This is a genomic window from Gilliamella sp. CG25, from assembly GCF_046635705.1.
Lineage (GTDB): Bacteria > Pseudomonadota > Gammaproteobacteria > Enterobacterales > Orbaceae > Gilliamella > Gilliamella apicola_I.
This window is the reverse complement of sequence record NZ_JBIDFJ010000001.1, coordinates 19,908-36,045: the sequence shown is the minus strand read 5'-3', so window position 1 is coordinate 36,045 and position 16,138 is coordinate 19,908. Positions and strand designations below refer to the sequence as shown.

Sequence of the window (16,138 nt, the reverse complement as noted above, 5' to 3'; positions counted from 1 at the left end):
CTTATTAGGTAGATATTGGGATTGTTTTGAGATATTCAAGCCTATTTTATTATTGTTTAAAACATATTATTCCTTAAAAGCCTTGACGAATTCAATCACTCATAATGTTTAGTTTTACTTATACAATTTTTTCATCAGTATACTGCCACTTTCATGGCAGTTTATTTCTATCATTAAGCTAAAAGTTTCGTGTTATCTCGATACACTAGCTTAGGTGGTTGAGATTTTTCAACCGTGTCTTGTTCAACAATCACTTGTTTAATATTTTTTTCTGATGGTAAATCATACATCGTATCTAATAAAATATTTTCAACAATCGAGCGTAAACCACGCGCCCCTGTTTTACGTTGCATCGCTTTGACGGCTATGGCGTCTAAAGCTTCTTTAGAAAACTCAAGATCTACACCATCTAAATCAAACAATGCTTGATATTGTTTAGTTAATGCATTTTTAGGTTCAGTCAATATACTGATTAGCGCATCTTTATCCAGTTCAGATAGTGTACCAATCACAGGTAACCGTCCAATAAATTCTGGAATTAAGCCAAATTTCACTAAATCTTCAGCTTCGATTTGGGCTAACAGTTCAGATTCAGAAGCTTTTTGCTTGGTACTTTTAACATCAGCGCCAAAACCGATTCCTGTATTAGTTGAAACACGATTTTCAATGACTTTATCCAAGCCACTAAATGCGCCACCACAAATAAATAGGATTTTTGATGTATCAACTTGTAAAAATTCTTGTTGAGGATGTTTACGTCCCCCTTTAGGTGGAACGGATGCAACCGTACCTTCAATAATTTTTAACAATGCTTGTTGAACACCTTCGCCCGACACATCCCGTGTGATTGATGGATTATCTGATTTTCGTGAAATTTTATCAATTTCATCTACATAAATAATACCACGTTGCGCTTTTTCAACGTCGTAATCGCAATTTTGTAGTAATTTTTGAATAATATTCTCAACATCTTCGCCCACATAACCCGCTTCCGTTAGCGTTGTGGCATCGGTCATTGCAAAAGGAACATCCAGATATCGAGCCAATGTTTCAGCTAATAATGTCTTTCCACTACCTGTTGGTCCAATTAATAAAATATTACTTTTACCTAATTCAACATCTCTCGGATTAGAATAGTTGCGTAACCTTTTATAATGATTGTAAACCGCTACAGATAATACTTTTTTGGCGCGATCTTGACCAATAACGTACTCATCAAGATGTGCACGAATTTCATGAGGAGTTGGTAAAGGTTTACTGATAAACTCTTCATGGGAAAGAAAGTTTTTAGTTTCCTCTTTCAAGATATCATTACACAAACCAATACATTCGTTGCAAATATAAATAGATGATGGCCCTGCAATGAGTTTACGAACTTCATGCTGACTCTTACCACAAAAAGTACAATAAAGTAATTTTTCGGAATTTGTTTTATTCACTTTAACCACCTACCTAGTCTGTTATTAAGATCGTTTACTGTATATGGCATCCACTAAACCATATTCAACCGCTTTTTCAGCAGACATAAAGTTATCACGATCTGTATCTCTTTCAATCACGCTAATATCTTGACCTGTATGCATCGCCATAATTTTATTTAATCGACTTTTAACCTGTAAAATTTCTTGAGCATGAATTTGTATATCAGAAGCTTGACCTTGAAAACCACCTAATGGTTGATGGATCATCACTCGAGCATTAGGCAAGCAGTAACGTTTTCCTTTTGTACCGGCAGTTAGAAGTAAAGACCCCATTGAACAAGCTTGGCCTAAACAAATAGTGCTAACATCAGGTTTGATAAATTGCATCGTATCATAGATTGCCATTCCTGCTGTTACTACACCACCAGGTGAATTGATATAGAGATGAATATCTTTTTCAGGATTTTCGGCTTCTAAAAATAGCATTTGAGCAATAATTAAATTAGCCATGTTATCTTCAACTTGACCTGTTAAAAATATAATCCGCTCTTTCAATAAACGTGAATATATATCATAAGCCCTCTCTCCACGAGAACTTTGCTCAACCACCATTGGTATAACACTCATAAATGGTTCTAACGGCATTTTTATCTCCTAATTAAACAAAATAGCCCAAACAGATAATCCTTATTTGGGCTTTAAAGTAATTTTTTTAAACTGAATAAAACTGCTAATTAAGCCATTTGCTGATTCATTAATTCAGAAAATGAAGAATTTTTATCAGTTACTTTTGCACTAGCTAATAACAGATCAACAACTTGATCTTCTAGCGCTACAGAACGGATATTGTCCATCGCTTTTTTATCTTTGCGGTAATATTCTATCACTTCTTTAGGATCTTCATAAGCCGTTGCTATTTCATCAATCAATGTTTGCACACGAGCCTCATCAGCTTTGAGTTTATTACTTTCAATAATTTCACTGAATAATAATCCAATACTGACACGTCGTTTTGCTTCAGCTTCAAATAACTCTTTTGGTAGTTCCATTGGTTGTTTCATGTTGCCACCAAAACGTGATAAAGCCTGTTGGCGTAATACATCAACTTCACGATCGATTAACGCAGTTGGAACGTCAATTTCATTATTTTTAACCAATCCATCGATAACTTGTGATTTGATTTTGTTACGAATTGTCGCATTAAGTTCACGTGTCATATTTTTACGAACTTCAGCGCGTAAACTTTCGATTGTTCCATCAGCAATACCAAAACGTTTAATAACATCTTCAGTCAGCTCAGGAAGTTCAAGCTCTTCAACTTTTGTCAATGTTGCAGCAAATACAGCTGGTTTACCTTTCAAGTTTTCAGCGTGATAATCTTCCGGGAAGGTTACATTAATATCAAACGAATCACCTGCTTTATGCCCAATAATCGCATCTTCAAAACCTGGGATCATTCGACCTTGTCCTAAAACTAATGCAAAATCATTAGCTTTTCCACCTTCAAACTCTTCTCCATCTACTTTACCCACAAAATCTAAAGTCACTCGATTTTGTTCGCCTGCAGCTTGTTCTGTTACTTTCCAAGTACCTTGTTGTTTACGTAGTGTTTCAATCATAGTTTCAACATCTGCATCGACAACTTCTGCAACAGGTTTTTCAACTTCAATTTTATCTAAATCTTTAACTTTAACGTCAGGATAAACTTCGAATTCAACGTTAAATGTGTAATCTTCTCCATTTTTATATTCTTTAGGAGTATAAGTTGGAGCACCAGCTGGATTTAATTTTTCTTGAATAATCGCATCAATAAAACTTTTTTGCATTAAATCACTTAATGCTTCTTGTAAAATTGAAGCACCGTAACGCTGTTCAACAAGTTTTAAAGGCACTTTTCCTTTACGGAAACCATCAATACGAACTTTTTTAGCCGTATTAACTAATTCTTTATCAATAGCTTTTTTAATATTTTCAGCTTTAATAGTAATTGACAAACGTCGACCTAAACCTTGTGTTGTTTCTACCGAAACTTGCATCTTTATACCTCGGAATTATTGAATATATTCAGCCCATAAATAAATCATCAATGATATTTGGGCTTAAAAAAATTATAAAATAGGTTGGCATTATACCGACCGAAACTGGCTACGTCGAGCTATTTAATAGTTTCTTCTCAAGTGATTTCAAGCGTTTATTCATTTCATCAATATGTAAAACTAATGAAGCGGTTTTTCGCCATATTTTATTCTCTTGCAATGGAATACCTGATGAATAAACGCCTGGCTTAGTGATCGGGCGCATAACCATACCCATTCCAGTCACTGTGACTTGATCACAAATTTCCATATGTCCATTGATTACACTTGCGCCACCAATTAAACAATGACGTCCTATAGTCAGACTTCCTGCCATTATTACACCACCAGCAACGGCAGTATGGTCACCTATAATATCATTATGGGCAATTTGGCATTGATTATCAATAATCACCCCATTACCAATCACGGTATCATCAAGTGCACCACGATCTATCGTAGTTGATGCCCCAATTTCGACATTATCACCGATAATAACACGTCCAAGTTGAGGGATTTTAATCCATTTACCTTTGTCGTTCGCATAACCAAATCCATCAGAGCCAATAACGGTTCCAGATTGAATCAGGCAGTTTTTACCAATAACACAATTATGATAAACAGTTACATTAGCCCACAATTTAGTGTCGGCACCAATAGTCGTATTTTTTCCTACAAAACAACCCACTCCGATAATACAGCCATCCCCTAAATGTACACCGCTTTCGATAACGGCATTAGCACCGACCGAAACATTAGCGCCTAATTGAGCGGTAGGGTCGATCACAGCAGAAGGCGCGATATCTTTGGCAGGATCGGGGGTTGTATCAAGATATTGTGCTAATTTTGCATAGGCAAGATAAGGATTTTTAACAATCAATGCAGCACCGTGCCAATACTTAAGGCTATCTTCAGTCATCACAATAGCAGAAGCTTTACATTCTGCTAATTTGCTTTGCAATTTTTGATCCGCCAAAAAAGTGATTTGCCCAGATACAGCGCTTTTCATTGAAGCTATACCGGTAATGAGTATATCTGCATTACCGTGTAATTGTGCGTCAAGATAGTTTGCTAGTTGCTCTAAACGACAAGCCAACATTATTTTTTGACCTTTTCCAATACTTTTTCAGTGATATCAACGGCATCAGAGGCAGAAAGTGCTGCTTCGGCTTTCAAAATAAGATCATATTTTTCAGTAGCAACAATCTCTTTAACTGCACTTTGAATTTGTTTCAATAATTTTTCTGCTTCTTCATTTTCACGTTTACGATATTTTATTGAAAAATCTTTTGCTTTACTTTCAAAATCAGCAATTGTTTTATTTAATTTGCTTTTTTCCGATGCAGATAGTGTTGGACCATCTTTTTTCAAACGAGCACTTGCATTCTTCGCTTTTTCTTCTTGATCTTGTAACGATTTGATTTGTGATTCAAATTCCTTATCTAATGCTTTACCAACGGCTTCCCGTTGAGGCATTTGTTGTAATACAGACATCACATCTATAACACCAATTTTTATTTCTGCATTAGCTATACCTGTATAAAGAAGCGCTGCACTAAGACTAATAATAGATATAATTTTTTTCACTTTTTTCACCTATGTGTATTTCATTTAATTACAACATGGTTTTACCATGTTGAACCTATGTTAAACTGGAATTGTTGAGACGAATCGCCGTCATATTTCTTAAGCGGTATTGCGTAAGAAAATACTAATGGTCCAAGTGGTGACATCCACTGTACTGCAACACCTAGCGAAACTCGTATATTTGAAGGAGAACTGTAATCATGCAAATGATTACCTTTTAAGTTCCATTCGGTATCCCAAACCGTACCTGCATCAACAAAGAATGATGTTCGAATACTATCGGAATACTTTTCACTAATAAAAGGCGTTGGAACAATTAATTCAGCACTTGCAAACGCTAATGCATTACCACCTACCGCATCTTTAGACTCTACACATCCTGAAGTATTATTTAAATTACTACAGTTTGCTCTATTAAAATAGACTGCTTTAGGCCCAACAGTATTGGATTTAAATCCTCGAAGCACGGTCGAACCACCTGCATAAAAGTTTTCATAAAATGGTAGCTGTTTTCCACCAAAACCATTTCCATAACCTAATCGACCACGCGTTAAGAATACCCAATTATGATCGTTATCAAGAGGATAATAATAAGATGCATCTGCAACCACTTTATAGAAGCGGTTATCAAATATTGGAGCCGTAATTTTTGCGTTAGCCGATACTTTTAAACCTTCTGTCGGGAAATAACCACGATTTAATGAATTATATGTCCAATTCGCATTTAATAATAAATCATTAGTATCATAGGTCATGGAGTGTTTATTTTTAGTGTTTTCACCCATTGAATGGAAGTAACGCCACATACCATATTGTGGTTTCATATCGGATAATTTCCGATTAGCATACTCGCTACCAAAACGGATAAAATTATTTTCACTAATTGGGAAACCTAAATTAGCTGATGCACCCCATAACTTACTTGAATAAACAGATTCATCATCATCATCATCTGCTTTATAAGTATTGTAATAAATGCTTCCGCCTAAGCTCACCCCATCAATAGTAAAGTAAGGGTTTACAACTGATATCGATGCAGTTTTATCGGTATTTGTCGTATTTACATCGAATGAAACACTATTACCCGTACCTAACCAGTTATCTTGCGAAATACCAGCATTAAAACTAATACCACTATCAGAACCAATACCGACACCAAGTTTGATGCTACCTGTGTTACGCTCCGCGACTTTGTAAGTAATATCAACTTGATCTTCGGCCCCCGGAACACGCTCAGTTTCAACATCTACTGATTCAAAAAATCCTAGTCGACTTAAGCGATCTTTACCTAATTCTACAAGTCCATTACTCAGCCAAGAACCTTCCATTTGACGAAGTTCACGACGGATAACACCTTCACTTGTTATGGTATTACCTTCAATGTTGATATTACGAACATAATAACGCGGCCCTACATCAACAAACATAATTAATTTTACGGTATGCGTTGAATCATCCATTTCAGGTTGAATACTGACTTTTGGATAAGCATAACCAAAATTTGCAAGTAGCTGTTTTACATTATCTTCAATATCAGTAATTTTTTTACCATTATACAGATCACCCGTTGAAACACGCTCTTTTGCTATTTTAGTAATCGCATCCTTATGTCCGGCAAAATCCCCTTTGAAGTCAAAATCAGATAATTTATATTGTTCACCTTCATGAATATTGATAGTGACATAAATACCTTTCTTATCTGGCGTTAAACTGACTTGCGTGGATTCAATATTAAAACGTGCATAACCTCGATTTAAGTAGAAGCTTTGTAATTCATCTAAATCAGAAGCTAATTTTTGTTTTTGATATTTGCGATCGCCAAGCATGTTCCACCACGGCACTTCATCACGCAGTGAAAAGCGTGAAATTAGCTCTTCGGACGAAAATGCCTTAGCCCCAACAATGTTGATTTGATCGATTAACGCTGATTTACCTTCCGCTACAACTAGCTTTAAATCAACGCGGTTACGAGATAATGGTGTGACAACAGCTTTAATTCGAGCATTATATTTACCGACGCTATAATAAAAATCTTCTAGCCCTTTTTCCATGGCAGAAAGCATGGTTCTATCAAGTGCGTCGCCTTCCCGAATACCTGAGCTATCTAAATTCTTTTTCAGCATATCATCTTTAATTGATTTATTACCTGAAAAAGTAATACTCGCAATGGTTGGACGCTCTTCAACATGAATGATTAAGCTATTACCATCTCTAGAAATAGTAATATTATCGAAGTTTCCACTCGAGTAAAGTGATTTAACAATATGCCCCAAATCAGACTCACTAACATAATCACCAACTTGGATTGGCATATCAAGCAATGCTGCCCCTTGAGTTACCCGTTGTAATCCTTCAAATTTGATTTCTTTTACTACAAAATCATCAACACAAAATGCATTGGAACTATATACTGCTGTTGTGCTAAACAGCAAAGATGCTATAAGTAATTTATTTATTTTTTTCATTGTAAATGTTTATAACCTCATTCCATCACAATCGTAAAACATCATTAAATAGTGCAATCCCCATTATTACCAGTAAAAAAGCAAATCCGAAACGATAAAAACGTTCTTTTGCTTTAATTGATAAGCTTTTACCTTTTATTTTTTCAAATAATAAAAAAATTAGGTGCCCACCATCTAGCATTGGTAATGGAACAAGATTGATTACCCCCAAACTTATACTAATAAATGCCAGAAAATATAAGTAAGGTGTGAAACCATAACTTGCTGTTTGCCCTGCGCTTTTTGCTATTGTTATTGGTCCTGATAAATGATTAAGTCCAATAACACCTGTTACTAACTGATAAAAAGAACGAATTGTTAACTGAGTAGTTAACACTGTTTGTTCTAATCCTTTGCCAAACCCTTCTAAACATCCATACTGCTTAATGACTGCTTCCGAGGTAGGATATAGCCCCGCAATACCTTCACCATTTGCCTGTATTGACGGCGTTAAATCAAGGTAAAGATTTTTATTTTCACGCTCAATTTTTAATCTTATTTGATTGCCTTTCTTTATTATAGCTGAAAAATCATTCCAATCTACATAAGGGTGTTCATCATAACTTAGAATCTTATCACCAATTTGTAAACCCGCTTTTTCGGCAGCTGAATTTGGTATAATTTTACTCACAATTGGATAAATTTCCAATGTTTTAGGTACCAACCCAAAGGTCTTTATTGCTGATTCTTTTTCAATATCAAAATGCCAATGACGAATATCAACACGTTGACTAACTTCTTTTTGATGATTATTACCAGCATTAATCAAATAGGTAATCGTCACATCATCTTGTCCTAAAATAGACATTAATGCAAAATTTACATCATTCCAACTTTCAATCTGTATATTATTAATCTTTTTTAACTCTGCCCCTGAAGGGATATTCACAGTAGCAACAGGTGTATCGGGTATTGTACTGCCTATTTTAACCGGATAGGTAACAACACCAAGCATAAAAATTATCCAATAAAGAATGAAAGCTAAAATAAAGTTAGCAAATGGACCTGCAAATATAATTGCTGCTCGTTGCCATATCTTTTTTTTATCAAAAACCAGTTTTTCTTCGTCGGTTGATAAGTTTTTCGCATTTCCGTCCAGCATTCTAACATAACCACCTAGTGGAATCATAGCAATGACAAATTCTGTTCCACCTGAAAACTTATGTGACCATATTTTTTTCCCAAATCCTATGGAAAAACACTCAACCCGAACGCCACATAGCCTTGCCACGAAAAAATGCCCAAATTCGTGTACTGTAACTAATATACTAATGGTAATAATAAATAACAACAGAGACCAAAGCAAAGTTAATTACCTTATTTAAAATAAATTGAAAGATAATGCTGCAAAAATCGGCACTGCAGCAGTCAAACTATCAATACGATCTAAAATACCGCCATGTCCAGGGATTAAATTTCCACTATCTTTGATGCCTGCTTCACGTTTGAACATGCTTTCAGTTAAATCACCTAATGCTGATGCAAAAATAGCGAATAAAGAACTCATAATATAACTAGTCAAATTAATTGAAATAAATCCGGTAAAGTAGGCAATAAAACTAATAACAACGGCAACAATCACACCGCCAATAAAGCCCTCTAAAGTTTTACCGGGTGAAACTTTTGGTGCTAATTTACGTTTCCCCATACTGCGCCCAACAAAATAAGCGCCAGTATCTGTTGCCCAGACTAAAATAAAGACATATAACAGACAATAAGCGCCGGTATAAGTATTCGCACTATAATTAATCATTCTAAGTTCGATCATCCCGATAAAAAAAGGAACGAGAGTAAAAAAAGCAAATATTAATTTAGCAGTGATAGAACCACGCCAATATTTAGCCGTATTTGGATAGGTAAGAACTAAAAATAGTGCAACCAACCACCAACATAACGAAAGTAACAATAACCCTGAATATAGCTTCAATTTTACCACAACCGGAATGGGTAATAGACAGAGTAAACTTAATAAAATAATAACGACTAAAGCAAATATAACTCTTTGCGGTTTTTGGGTTATTGCTAAAAACTGCGACCACTCAAACGCTGCAAGACCACAAATAAAAATCATAATACAGGTGAAGAGTGATAATGGCGCGAAAAAAAGCGTTAGTATAACAACAGGTATTAGAATAATAGCAGCTAAAATACGGTGAATTAACATGATTGCTCCTCCACTAGAATACCGCCAAAACGACGATCCCGGGTATTAAAATCACTGATTGCTTGATCAAATAACGCCTGATCGAAATCTGGCCATAAGGTATCAGTAAAATAAAGTTCAGCATAAGCAATTTGCCATAATAAAAAATTACTTATTCTGTATTCACCACCAGTACGAATAACTAAATCAACATCTGGAAAATCACCCATTGACATTTCTAACCCTAAACGTTCCTCAGTAATATCATCTATCATCAACTCACCATGTTTTACTTGTATTGCTATATTGCGGGCTGATTGTAATATATCCCAGCGTCCGCCATAGTTAGCGGCAATATTTAACACCAGTCCCGAATTATTTTTAGTTAATGCCTCTGCATTAACTATCATAGTTTGAAGTTGCTCATTAAAACGCGAAATATCCCCAATGATATTCAAACGAATATTATTTTTATGTAAACTTTTTGTTTCTCGGTTTAATGCATAAATAAATAGCGAAAGTAAAGATGACACTTCATTGGATGAGCGTTTCCAATTTTCACTACTAAACGCATATAAAGTTAGTACTTTGATACCAATGGTTGCAGCATAACTCACAATTTTACGCACAGCTTTCAAACCGGCACGATGACCAAATGCTCGTAATTGATTTTGTTTTTTTGCCCAGCGACCATTTCCATCCATAATTATAGCCACATGACTTGGAATACATCTTTCTTGTGTCATGTAATATCTCGCGTTATATCAATCATGTTATGACTAAATTTCGTAATATTTTTCAATTATCGTGTACCATAAACGACAATCGTTTTACCGTGTGCAGAGATGAGATGCTGATCTTCAAGCATTTTTAAAATTCGCCCTACTGTTTCTCGTGAACAACCAACTATCTGACCTATTTCTTGACGAGTAATTTTGATTTGCATGCCATCCGGATGCGTCATCGCATCGGGCTGTTTTGCTAAATTTAACAAAGTTTGTGCAATACGACCGGCAACATCAAGAAAAGCTAAATTACTGACTTTTTCTGAAGTCACTTGTAAACGACTTGCCATTTGGCTTGCCAATCGCATCAAAATATCAGGATTAACTTGTACAAGTTGTTTAAATTTTTTGTACGATATTTCAGCCACTTCGCAACTTGTTTTCGCTTTAACCCAAGCACTTCGTTCTGTGCCTTCTTCAAAAAGTCCTAATTCGCCCAAAAACTGACCTTGATTTAAGTAAGACAAAATCATTTCATTGCCTTCATCATCCTTGATTAAAACAGCAACAGAACCTTTAACGATGTAATAGAGAGTTTCGGCTTTTTCTCCTTGGTGAATCAGGGTACTTTTAGCTGGATATTTATGAATATGGCAATGAGACAAAAACCATTCCAACGTTGTATCCGATTGTTGCTTACCGATAATCATTCAGTCCTCTCTATACTATTTTACAATTTACAACTTATACACTATAACAAAATTACATAATAAATTATATACTCACAATTAAGATAATCCGTTTTTTATTATAGATAAATCGTTGTTATATCACTTATTATAGCTATAATATCAGGACTAAATATTTAAGTTTGATTTTTACACAATTTCTGGAAGATAACGATGAAAAATGAATTCGTTAATCTAATTTATATAACAATTAAATATTTATAAAGAATTCAATTAGGCAAAAAGTATATTGATTTAATTCTAATTATACTTTAACAAACGTGATGACCAAGTACGTCATCGTAAGCAATATCAATGACCAATGGAACAACTTCACCGTCAAAAATGCTGTGATTGATCTGTGATTCGCTTTAAATGTTCTGAAATCTCTTTTTGGGTTTTTAGTGTCCTAATCTGACTAAGTAAGTCTGATGCAGGTGCATAGTATTGCCGAAAATAAGCAAGCCACTGTTTAATGCGAGCTGAGTGATATAACGGTTTTACATCTTCTATCGTTGTGGTTGCGTAACGCATTAATATATTTAATACGTTTTGCCAGCTTAAAGGCGCTTCATTAAAACGTATTATATTCGCTAAATTTGGTACAGTTAATATTCCGCGTCCTAGCATAATATCGCTTGTTTGGCTTTGCCTTACACAATCTTGCGCATTTTGTGTAGAAAAAATTTCGCCATTGGCTATGATCGGAATATCGACCCGTTGCTTTATATTTCCAATTGTTTGCCAATCAATTTTATCGGCTTGATAACCATCCGCTTTTGTTCGACCATGAATAACCAACTCATTTGCACCAGCAAGTGCAATGGCGTCAGCAATTTCATAACAATAAGATTTATCTGCCCAACCTAAACGAATCTTAACGGATAATATTTCGGATGTTCCCATTGCCTGTCTGACTTGCTTAACAATATTGAAGATTTGATCTGGATATTGCAATAGATATGCGCCACCATGACTACCAACGACGGTTTTAGCAGGACAGCCAAAATTAATATCTACCCCATGCGAGCCTAATTCAATTGCTTTAACGGCATTTTCAGCCATCCATTCGGGTGATTGTCCAAGAATCTGCACACGGACTGGAGTACCGGATGCCGTATTGCCGCCATGATGCAGCTCGGGACAAAGTCGATAAAAAGTTCGATTGGATAATTTATGATGAGTAATGCGCACAAACTCGGTCACACAGTAATCCAATGCGTTTATTTCAGTCAAAATTTGCCGGACATGATAATCAAGTACCCCTTCCATTGGCGCTAAAATAATACGATCGATGTTCATTGTGTTACCTATATTTTATGACTGTTACCACAAACCTGACAATCTGGCTGTTTCGACAAAGATACGTGGTTAAAATGCATACTTTTTGCATCAATCAGCAGTACACGACCAACCAAAGGTTGACCATAATCAGTCAAAACTTTAATTGCCTCTAATGCCTGCATGGAACCAAACATACCTACTAAAGGCGCCATTACCCCCGCTTCAACACAAGTCAGTTGATCTTGCCCAAACAATCGACTTAAACAGTGATAACAAGGCTCATTTGCTTGATAAGTAAAAGTCGTTAATATGCCTTCCATTCGAATTGCAGCACCAGACACTAACGGTTTTTTTACTTGGAAACAGCAGCGGTTAATCTGCTCTCTGGAGGATAAATTATCGGTACAATCAATGACAAGACTATGTTGTTTTATAAGAGAAGTTAACGAAACATCATCAAGTTTCTGATTAATAGTATCGATTTCAATATCAGAATTCATTTTAATTAATGTTTGTTTCGCCACATCTACTTTCAGTTGGTTAATCTCTTGATTAGTATATAAAATTTGACGATTTAAATTGGATTCTGATACGGTATCAAAATCAACTAGCGTCAATTTACCTATACCTGCACGACTCAAATAAAGCGAAGCTGCGCACCCTAAACCGCCTAGCCCGATGATCAATACCGCACTATTTTTTAACATTTGCTGTTTATCGATATCAAAGCCTAGTAAGGAAATTTGCCTGTCATAACGAAGTAATTCTTGATCGGTTAGTGCTAGCATAGGGAATCATCATCGTGATTAATCATAAAGAATCTATTATAGCAGAAACTTGGCACAGCATTGTGCCAAGTCATAAACATTATTTATCAAAACTCGCTAAGAAGCTTAAATACTCGTCTTTGGTCATCAGTGGTTTATAGTTTGATAATAATGTTTGAGCTGGTTTTGCGTCATCATACAGCAAATCGATAATGGTACATGCCATCATTTGAGCAGGACGAATATAAGCCATCTCTTCATCGAATACCGTATAATCTTTCCCATGTAACACACCTCTAACGGATCCTATCCACGGATGACTAACAGGCATGATATGCGATAAATCGCCCGTATCTGTGCTACCAGTCATATGCGGTGCAACCGACACATTTTCCTCGCCAATTAACGCTTCAGCATTTGACTTCAAAAAAGCATTTAAGGTTGGATTATTTTGCAATGGAAGATAACCCGGTAAATCTTTAATTTCACAAGTTGCCCCTACAGCCATTGCCCCAGCTTTTAATGCCTGATTAATTCGTTCATTAGCATCAATCATTGCCGGAACATTACCCGCTCGAACATAGCTTTCCATTCTGACATCACTTGGCACAACATTTACCAAATCCCCTCCTTGGGTAATGATTGGATGAAAACGAATATAATCTTTTTCCTGAAACGTTTCACGTATAGCATGAACGCCCATCATCCCCATCATTGCTGCATTTAACGCATTAACACCAGCATGAGGAGCCGCCGCCGCATGTGCAGCTTCACCTTTATACTTGATTAATTTACCGATAAATCCATTACTTGTGGTTGAAATCTCAATAAATCCGTCTTGGCGATCGTTTGGTATGCTGGTTAAATGAATTTGAAGTGCCATATCCACATCATCAAATTCACCCCGTGAAATAAGTTCGGGTTTACCGCCAATATACTTAATTTTACCTTCTTCAATCAGACGATTACGATAAGTAATTTCAACGTATTCTTCGGCCGGTACTGCAAAAGGAACGACATCACCGGCTAAAAATTGCATCGCTCCAGAATCGATTAATCCCATGGTGACAGCCATCATATTCGCTATTTGAGCATTATGACCACAGCAATGGGCAGCGCCAGAGGTTTCATCGGCTGCAGGATGGTCAGCACAGATAATGGCATCAAGCTCACCAATAATTGCGACACTGCATTGGCTTCCTTTTCCACCTTTTAAACGCCCTTTGACCCCTGTTAACGCCAATTTATTTTTATAGGGTACACCAAGTTTTTCAAAAGCTTCTTCAACTTTTTTTGCGGTTTTGTGTTCTTTATAGCCCAGTTCAGGTTCAGCCCAAATTGCCTCAGCAATCGCTTTTATATCTGCTTTACGATTAGCAATGGCACTGCAAACTTGTCGTTTTAGTTCTTCTTTTGTCATACATTAAATCCTACCTAATATTAAATCACACCTTCCCACTTTAAGGTAATTTGGGCAATGATGGCGGCAAAAAGGAAAGTACCGGAAAACACCGCTAATGAAACGGGGATAATTCGCCAAGAGATACTTTTGAATAAAGCAAGATCTTTACCAATGGCTAATCCAGCGTAAGCAAGCACTGGTGTACAAACAGCAAGTAAAGAGACATGTTCAGTTATCGCAACAACTTGCTCATGAAATGGAAATATCGGTGAAGAAGCCACAGCCGCCACAACTGACACCCACAAAATAACAGGAAGTTTATTGAATAATGGCACTTTGCTTATAAAAAAACCAACAACCGATATTGCGACAAGCACAGCTAAAGCTTGTAATGACAGCATAAAATCAACATGATAACCGACTGTATTGCCAGCAGCCATGATAATTGCGACTAAAATCAATAAAAAAACTGTTTCGAAAATCTTCATGATAGTGAGCTCCTTTTACTGCTTTGGAAACGAGCAAAAACATTATAGAGAAAAGAAGCAAACGGTAGTGAGAATAATGTATAAATATAAATACCAACTATACTAGACATTAAATTAGCCGTTGTTGCATAAGCTTTGATGTCACTCGCCATATTCGGATAAAGGTCACTTATCGGCGCAAGTGATGCCGCCATCATACTACCACTACCAACCCCTGCCCCCATGGCTAATGCATATGGATGAAGAACGTCTAATTTTGCCATTACACTAGCAAGGATACTCATCCAAATCGCCCCATAGAGCGTACCACAAACATACATTGCCATGACACCACGACCTTCGGGCGAATCCAATCCATATTTATCTGCCACAATGGCAATATTGGGTTCACGTGCAACAGAATAGGTTGCCCCGACCGCTTCACGCTTCATACCTAACATCATTGCCAACGGTAAACCGAGTAAAATAGTACCCGCAAAATGCCCTAATTCTTGGAAAATCAAAGCCAACTTGGCATCATGCAAAATCATATCAATTTTAGGCCCTACCGCAACGCCTAATTTGGCAATCAGTAACATTAACGTCACAATCATCACCGAACTAGCATGAAGCATATTTTTATGTTTTAAGATTTTTAATTTAGGAAGACTGATAAGACCACCAATAATCATGGCAAATAGCATAGGATACAACATGATAATCCAGATAGACTGCCTACCAACAAACTCACATACTAAAACAACTATCAGCGCAAGCAAGTGCACTCTATAGTCTTTTAAAATTTCCATCCTTTCACGCCTCTTTACATAAATTTCCGGTCAATAAAACTATCCATGACAGCTATTATCATAATAATTATTATTTTGCACAGCTAATATACATAACCCAGATTACTTGCGTCAACACGCATCTACCATTAAATACACATAACCAAACAATATATTTCAATGACGCAAAAATAATTAAAGAATAAATCTCAACAAATGCCTTTATAAGGACACTATTTGATTTATA

15 protein-coding genes are annotated in these 16,138 nt (G+C 36.1%); all 15 read right to left on the bottom strand.

Translation table 11 applies throughout. The features are described 5' to 3' along the window. Nucleotides 1–173: 173 nt before the first annotated feature. The 15 genes from clpX to ACGH6P_RS00110 all read right to left on the bottom strand — a co-directional run bounded on the left by clpX (nucleotide 174) and on the right by ACGH6P_RS00110 (nucleotide 15,912). Nucleotides 174–1,439: an ATP-dependent protease ATP-binding subunit ClpX gene (gene clpX, locus ACGH6P_RS00180; RefSeq protein ID WP_267361334.1), complete on the bottom strand. Its 1,266-nt coding sequence runs from the start codon at nucleotides 1,437–1,439 to the stop codon at nucleotides 174–176. A gap of 24 nt (nucleotides 1,440–1,463) precedes the next feature. After that, entirely contained in the window at nucleotides 1,464–2,066 is a 603-nt protein-coding gene (gene clpP, locus ACGH6P_RS00175; RefSeq protein WP_065558960.1) for an ATP-dependent Clp endopeptidase proteolytic subunit ClpP, read from the bottom strand. Between the two features lie 89 nt (nucleotides 2,067–2,155). After that, on the bottom strand, nucleotides 2,156–3,457 hold the full coding sequence (gene tig, locus ACGH6P_RS00170; RefSeq protein ID WP_267352401.1) for a trigger factor: 1,302 nt from the start codon (nucleotides 3,455–3,457) through the stop codon (nucleotides 2,156–2,158). 109 nt (nucleotides 3,458–3,566) lie between these two features. After that, nucleotides 3,567–4,595 (bottom strand): UDP-3-O-(3-hydroxymyristoyl)glucosamine N-acyltransferase, encoded by a 1,029-nt coding sequence (gene lpxD, locus ACGH6P_RS00165; protein WP_267361332.1) that lies wholly within the window; start codon nucleotides 4,593–4,595, stop codon nucleotides 3,567–3,569. Then, nucleotides 4,595–5,083: an OmpH family outer membrane protein gene (locus tag ACGH6P_RS00160; RefSeq protein ID WP_267352403.1), complete on the bottom strand. Its 489-nt coding sequence runs from the start codon at nucleotides 5,081–5,083 to the stop codon at nucleotides 4,595–4,597. Before ACGH6P_RS00160 ends, lpxD begins: the two co-directional genes overlap by 1 nt. A 41-nt stretch (nucleotides 5,084–5,124) precedes the next feature. Beyond that, the gene (bamA, locus tag ACGH6P_RS00155; RefSeq protein WP_267361331.1) at nucleotides 5,125–7,548 is read right to left on the bottom strand and encodes an outer membrane protein assembly factor BamA; all 2,424 of its coding nucleotides are present in this window, start codon (nucleotides 7,546–7,548) and stop codon (nucleotides 5,125–5,127) included. 25 nt (nucleotides 7,549–7,573) lie between these two features. After that, nucleotides 7,574–8,893, bottom strand: coding sequence for an RIP metalloprotease RseP (rseP, locus tag ACGH6P_RS00150; RefSeq protein WP_267361329.1), 1,320 nt, complete (start codon nucleotides 8,891–8,893; stop codon nucleotides 7,574–7,576). Nucleotides 8,894–8,908: 15 nt separating this feature from the next. Next, nucleotides 8,909–9,751 carry a phosphatidate cytidylyltransferase gene (locus ACGH6P_RS00145; RefSeq protein ID WP_267361327.1) on the bottom strand — a complete coding sequence of 281 codons (843 nt, stop codon included), beginning with the start codon at nucleotides 9,749–9,751 and terminating at the stop codon, nucleotides 8,909–8,911. Next, nucleotides 9,745–10,476, bottom strand: a complete 732-nt coding sequence (locus ACGH6P_RS00140) for an isoprenyl transferase (RefSeq protein WP_267352407.1) — start codon at nucleotides 10,474–10,476, stop codon at nucleotides 9,745–9,747. The genes ACGH6P_RS00145 and ACGH6P_RS00140 overlap by 7 nt, the downstream gene beginning before the upstream one ends. Before the next feature lie 56 nt (nucleotides 10,477–10,532). After that, nucleotides 10,533–11,165, bottom strand: a complete 633-nt coding sequence (crp, locus tag ACGH6P_RS00135) for a cAMP-activated global transcriptional regulator CRP (protein ID WP_267352408.1) — start codon at nucleotides 11,163–11,165, stop codon at nucleotides 10,533–10,535. A 357-nt stretch (nucleotides 11,166–11,522) separates the two neighbouring features. Next, nucleotides 11,523–12,485 (bottom strand): tRNA dihydrouridine(16) synthase DusC, encoded by a 963-nt coding sequence (gene dusC, locus ACGH6P_RS00130; RefSeq protein ID WP_267361325.1) that lies wholly within the window; start codon nucleotides 12,483–12,485, stop codon nucleotides 11,523–11,525. Between the two features lie 8 nt (nucleotides 12,486–12,493). Then, a complete protein-coding gene (locus tag ACGH6P_RS00125) occupies nucleotides 12,494–13,255 on the bottom strand; it encodes a molybdopterin-synthase adenylyltransferase MoeB (RefSeq protein WP_267361323.1) in 762 nt (253 codons plus the stop codon). A 79-nt stretch (nucleotides 13,256–13,334) separates the two neighbouring features. Next, complete coding sequence (locus ACGH6P_RS00120; RefSeq protein ID WP_267361322.1) at nucleotides 13,335–14,654, bottom strand: amidohydrolase; 1,320 nt, start codon at nucleotides 14,652–14,654, stop codon at nucleotides 13,335–13,337. 20 nt (nucleotides 14,655–14,674) lie between these two features. Further along, entirely contained in the window at nucleotides 14,675–15,124 is a 450-nt protein-coding gene (locus tag ACGH6P_RS00115) for a hypothetical protein (protein WP_267352412.1), read from the bottom strand. Beyond that, nucleotides 15,121–15,912 carry a DUF3100 domain-containing protein gene (locus tag ACGH6P_RS00110; RefSeq protein WP_267361320.1) on the bottom strand — a complete coding sequence of 264 codons (792 nt, stop codon included), beginning with the start codon at nucleotides 15,910–15,912 and terminating at the stop codon, nucleotides 15,121–15,123. The genes ACGH6P_RS00115 and ACGH6P_RS00110 overlap by 4 nt, the downstream gene beginning before the upstream one ends. Between the last annotated feature and the right edge of the window lie 226 nt (nucleotides 15,913–16,138).

Bases quoted from the DNA above. Each gene is read 5' to 3' on its own strand.
- clpP (WP_065558960.1), bottom strand. From the start codon at position 2,066: ATGCCGTTAGAACCATTTATGAGTGTTATACCAATGGTGGTTGAGCAA.
- tig (WP_267352401.1), bottom strand. From the start codon at position 3,457: ATGCAAGTTTCGGTAGAAACAACACAAGGTTTAGGTCGACGTTTGTCA.
- lpxD (WP_267361332.1), bottom strand. From the start codon at position 4,595: ATGTTGGCTTGTCGTTTAGAGCAACTAGCAAACTATCTTGACGCACAA.
- bamA (WP_267361331.1), bottom strand. From the start codon at position 7,548: ATGAAAAAAATAAATAAATTACTTATAGCATCTTTGCTGTTTAGCACA.
- ACGH6P_RS00145 (WP_267361327.1), bottom strand. From the start codon at position 9,751: ATGTTAATTCACCGTATTTTAGCTGCTATTATTCTAATACCTGTTGTT.
- ACGH6P_RS00140 (WP_267352407.1), bottom strand. From the start codon at position 10,476: ATGACACAAGAAAGATGTATTCCAAGTCATGTGGCTATAATTATGGAT.
- crp (WP_267352408.1), bottom strand. From the start codon at position 11,165: ATGATTATCGGTAAGCAACAATCGGATACAACGTTGGAATGGTTTTTG.
- dusC (WP_267361325.1), bottom strand. From the start codon at position 12,485: ATGAACATCGATCGTATTATTTTAGCGCCAATGGAAGGGGTACTTGAT.
- ACGH6P_RS00125 (WP_267361323.1), bottom strand. From the start codon at position 13,255: ATGCTAGCACTAACCGATCAAGAATTACTTCGTTATGACAGGCAAATT.
- ACGH6P_RS00120 (WP_267361322.1), bottom strand. From the start codon at position 14,654: ATGACAAAAGAAGAACTAAAACGACAAGTTTGCAGTGCCATTGCTAAT.
- ACGH6P_RS00115 (WP_267352412.1), bottom strand. From the start codon at position 15,124: ATGAAGATTTTCGAAACAGTTTTTTTATTGATTTTAGTCGCAATTATC.
- ACGH6P_RS00110 (WP_267361320.1), bottom strand. From the start codon at position 15,912: ATGGAAATTTTAAAAGACTATAGAGTGCACTTGCTTGCGCTGATAGTT.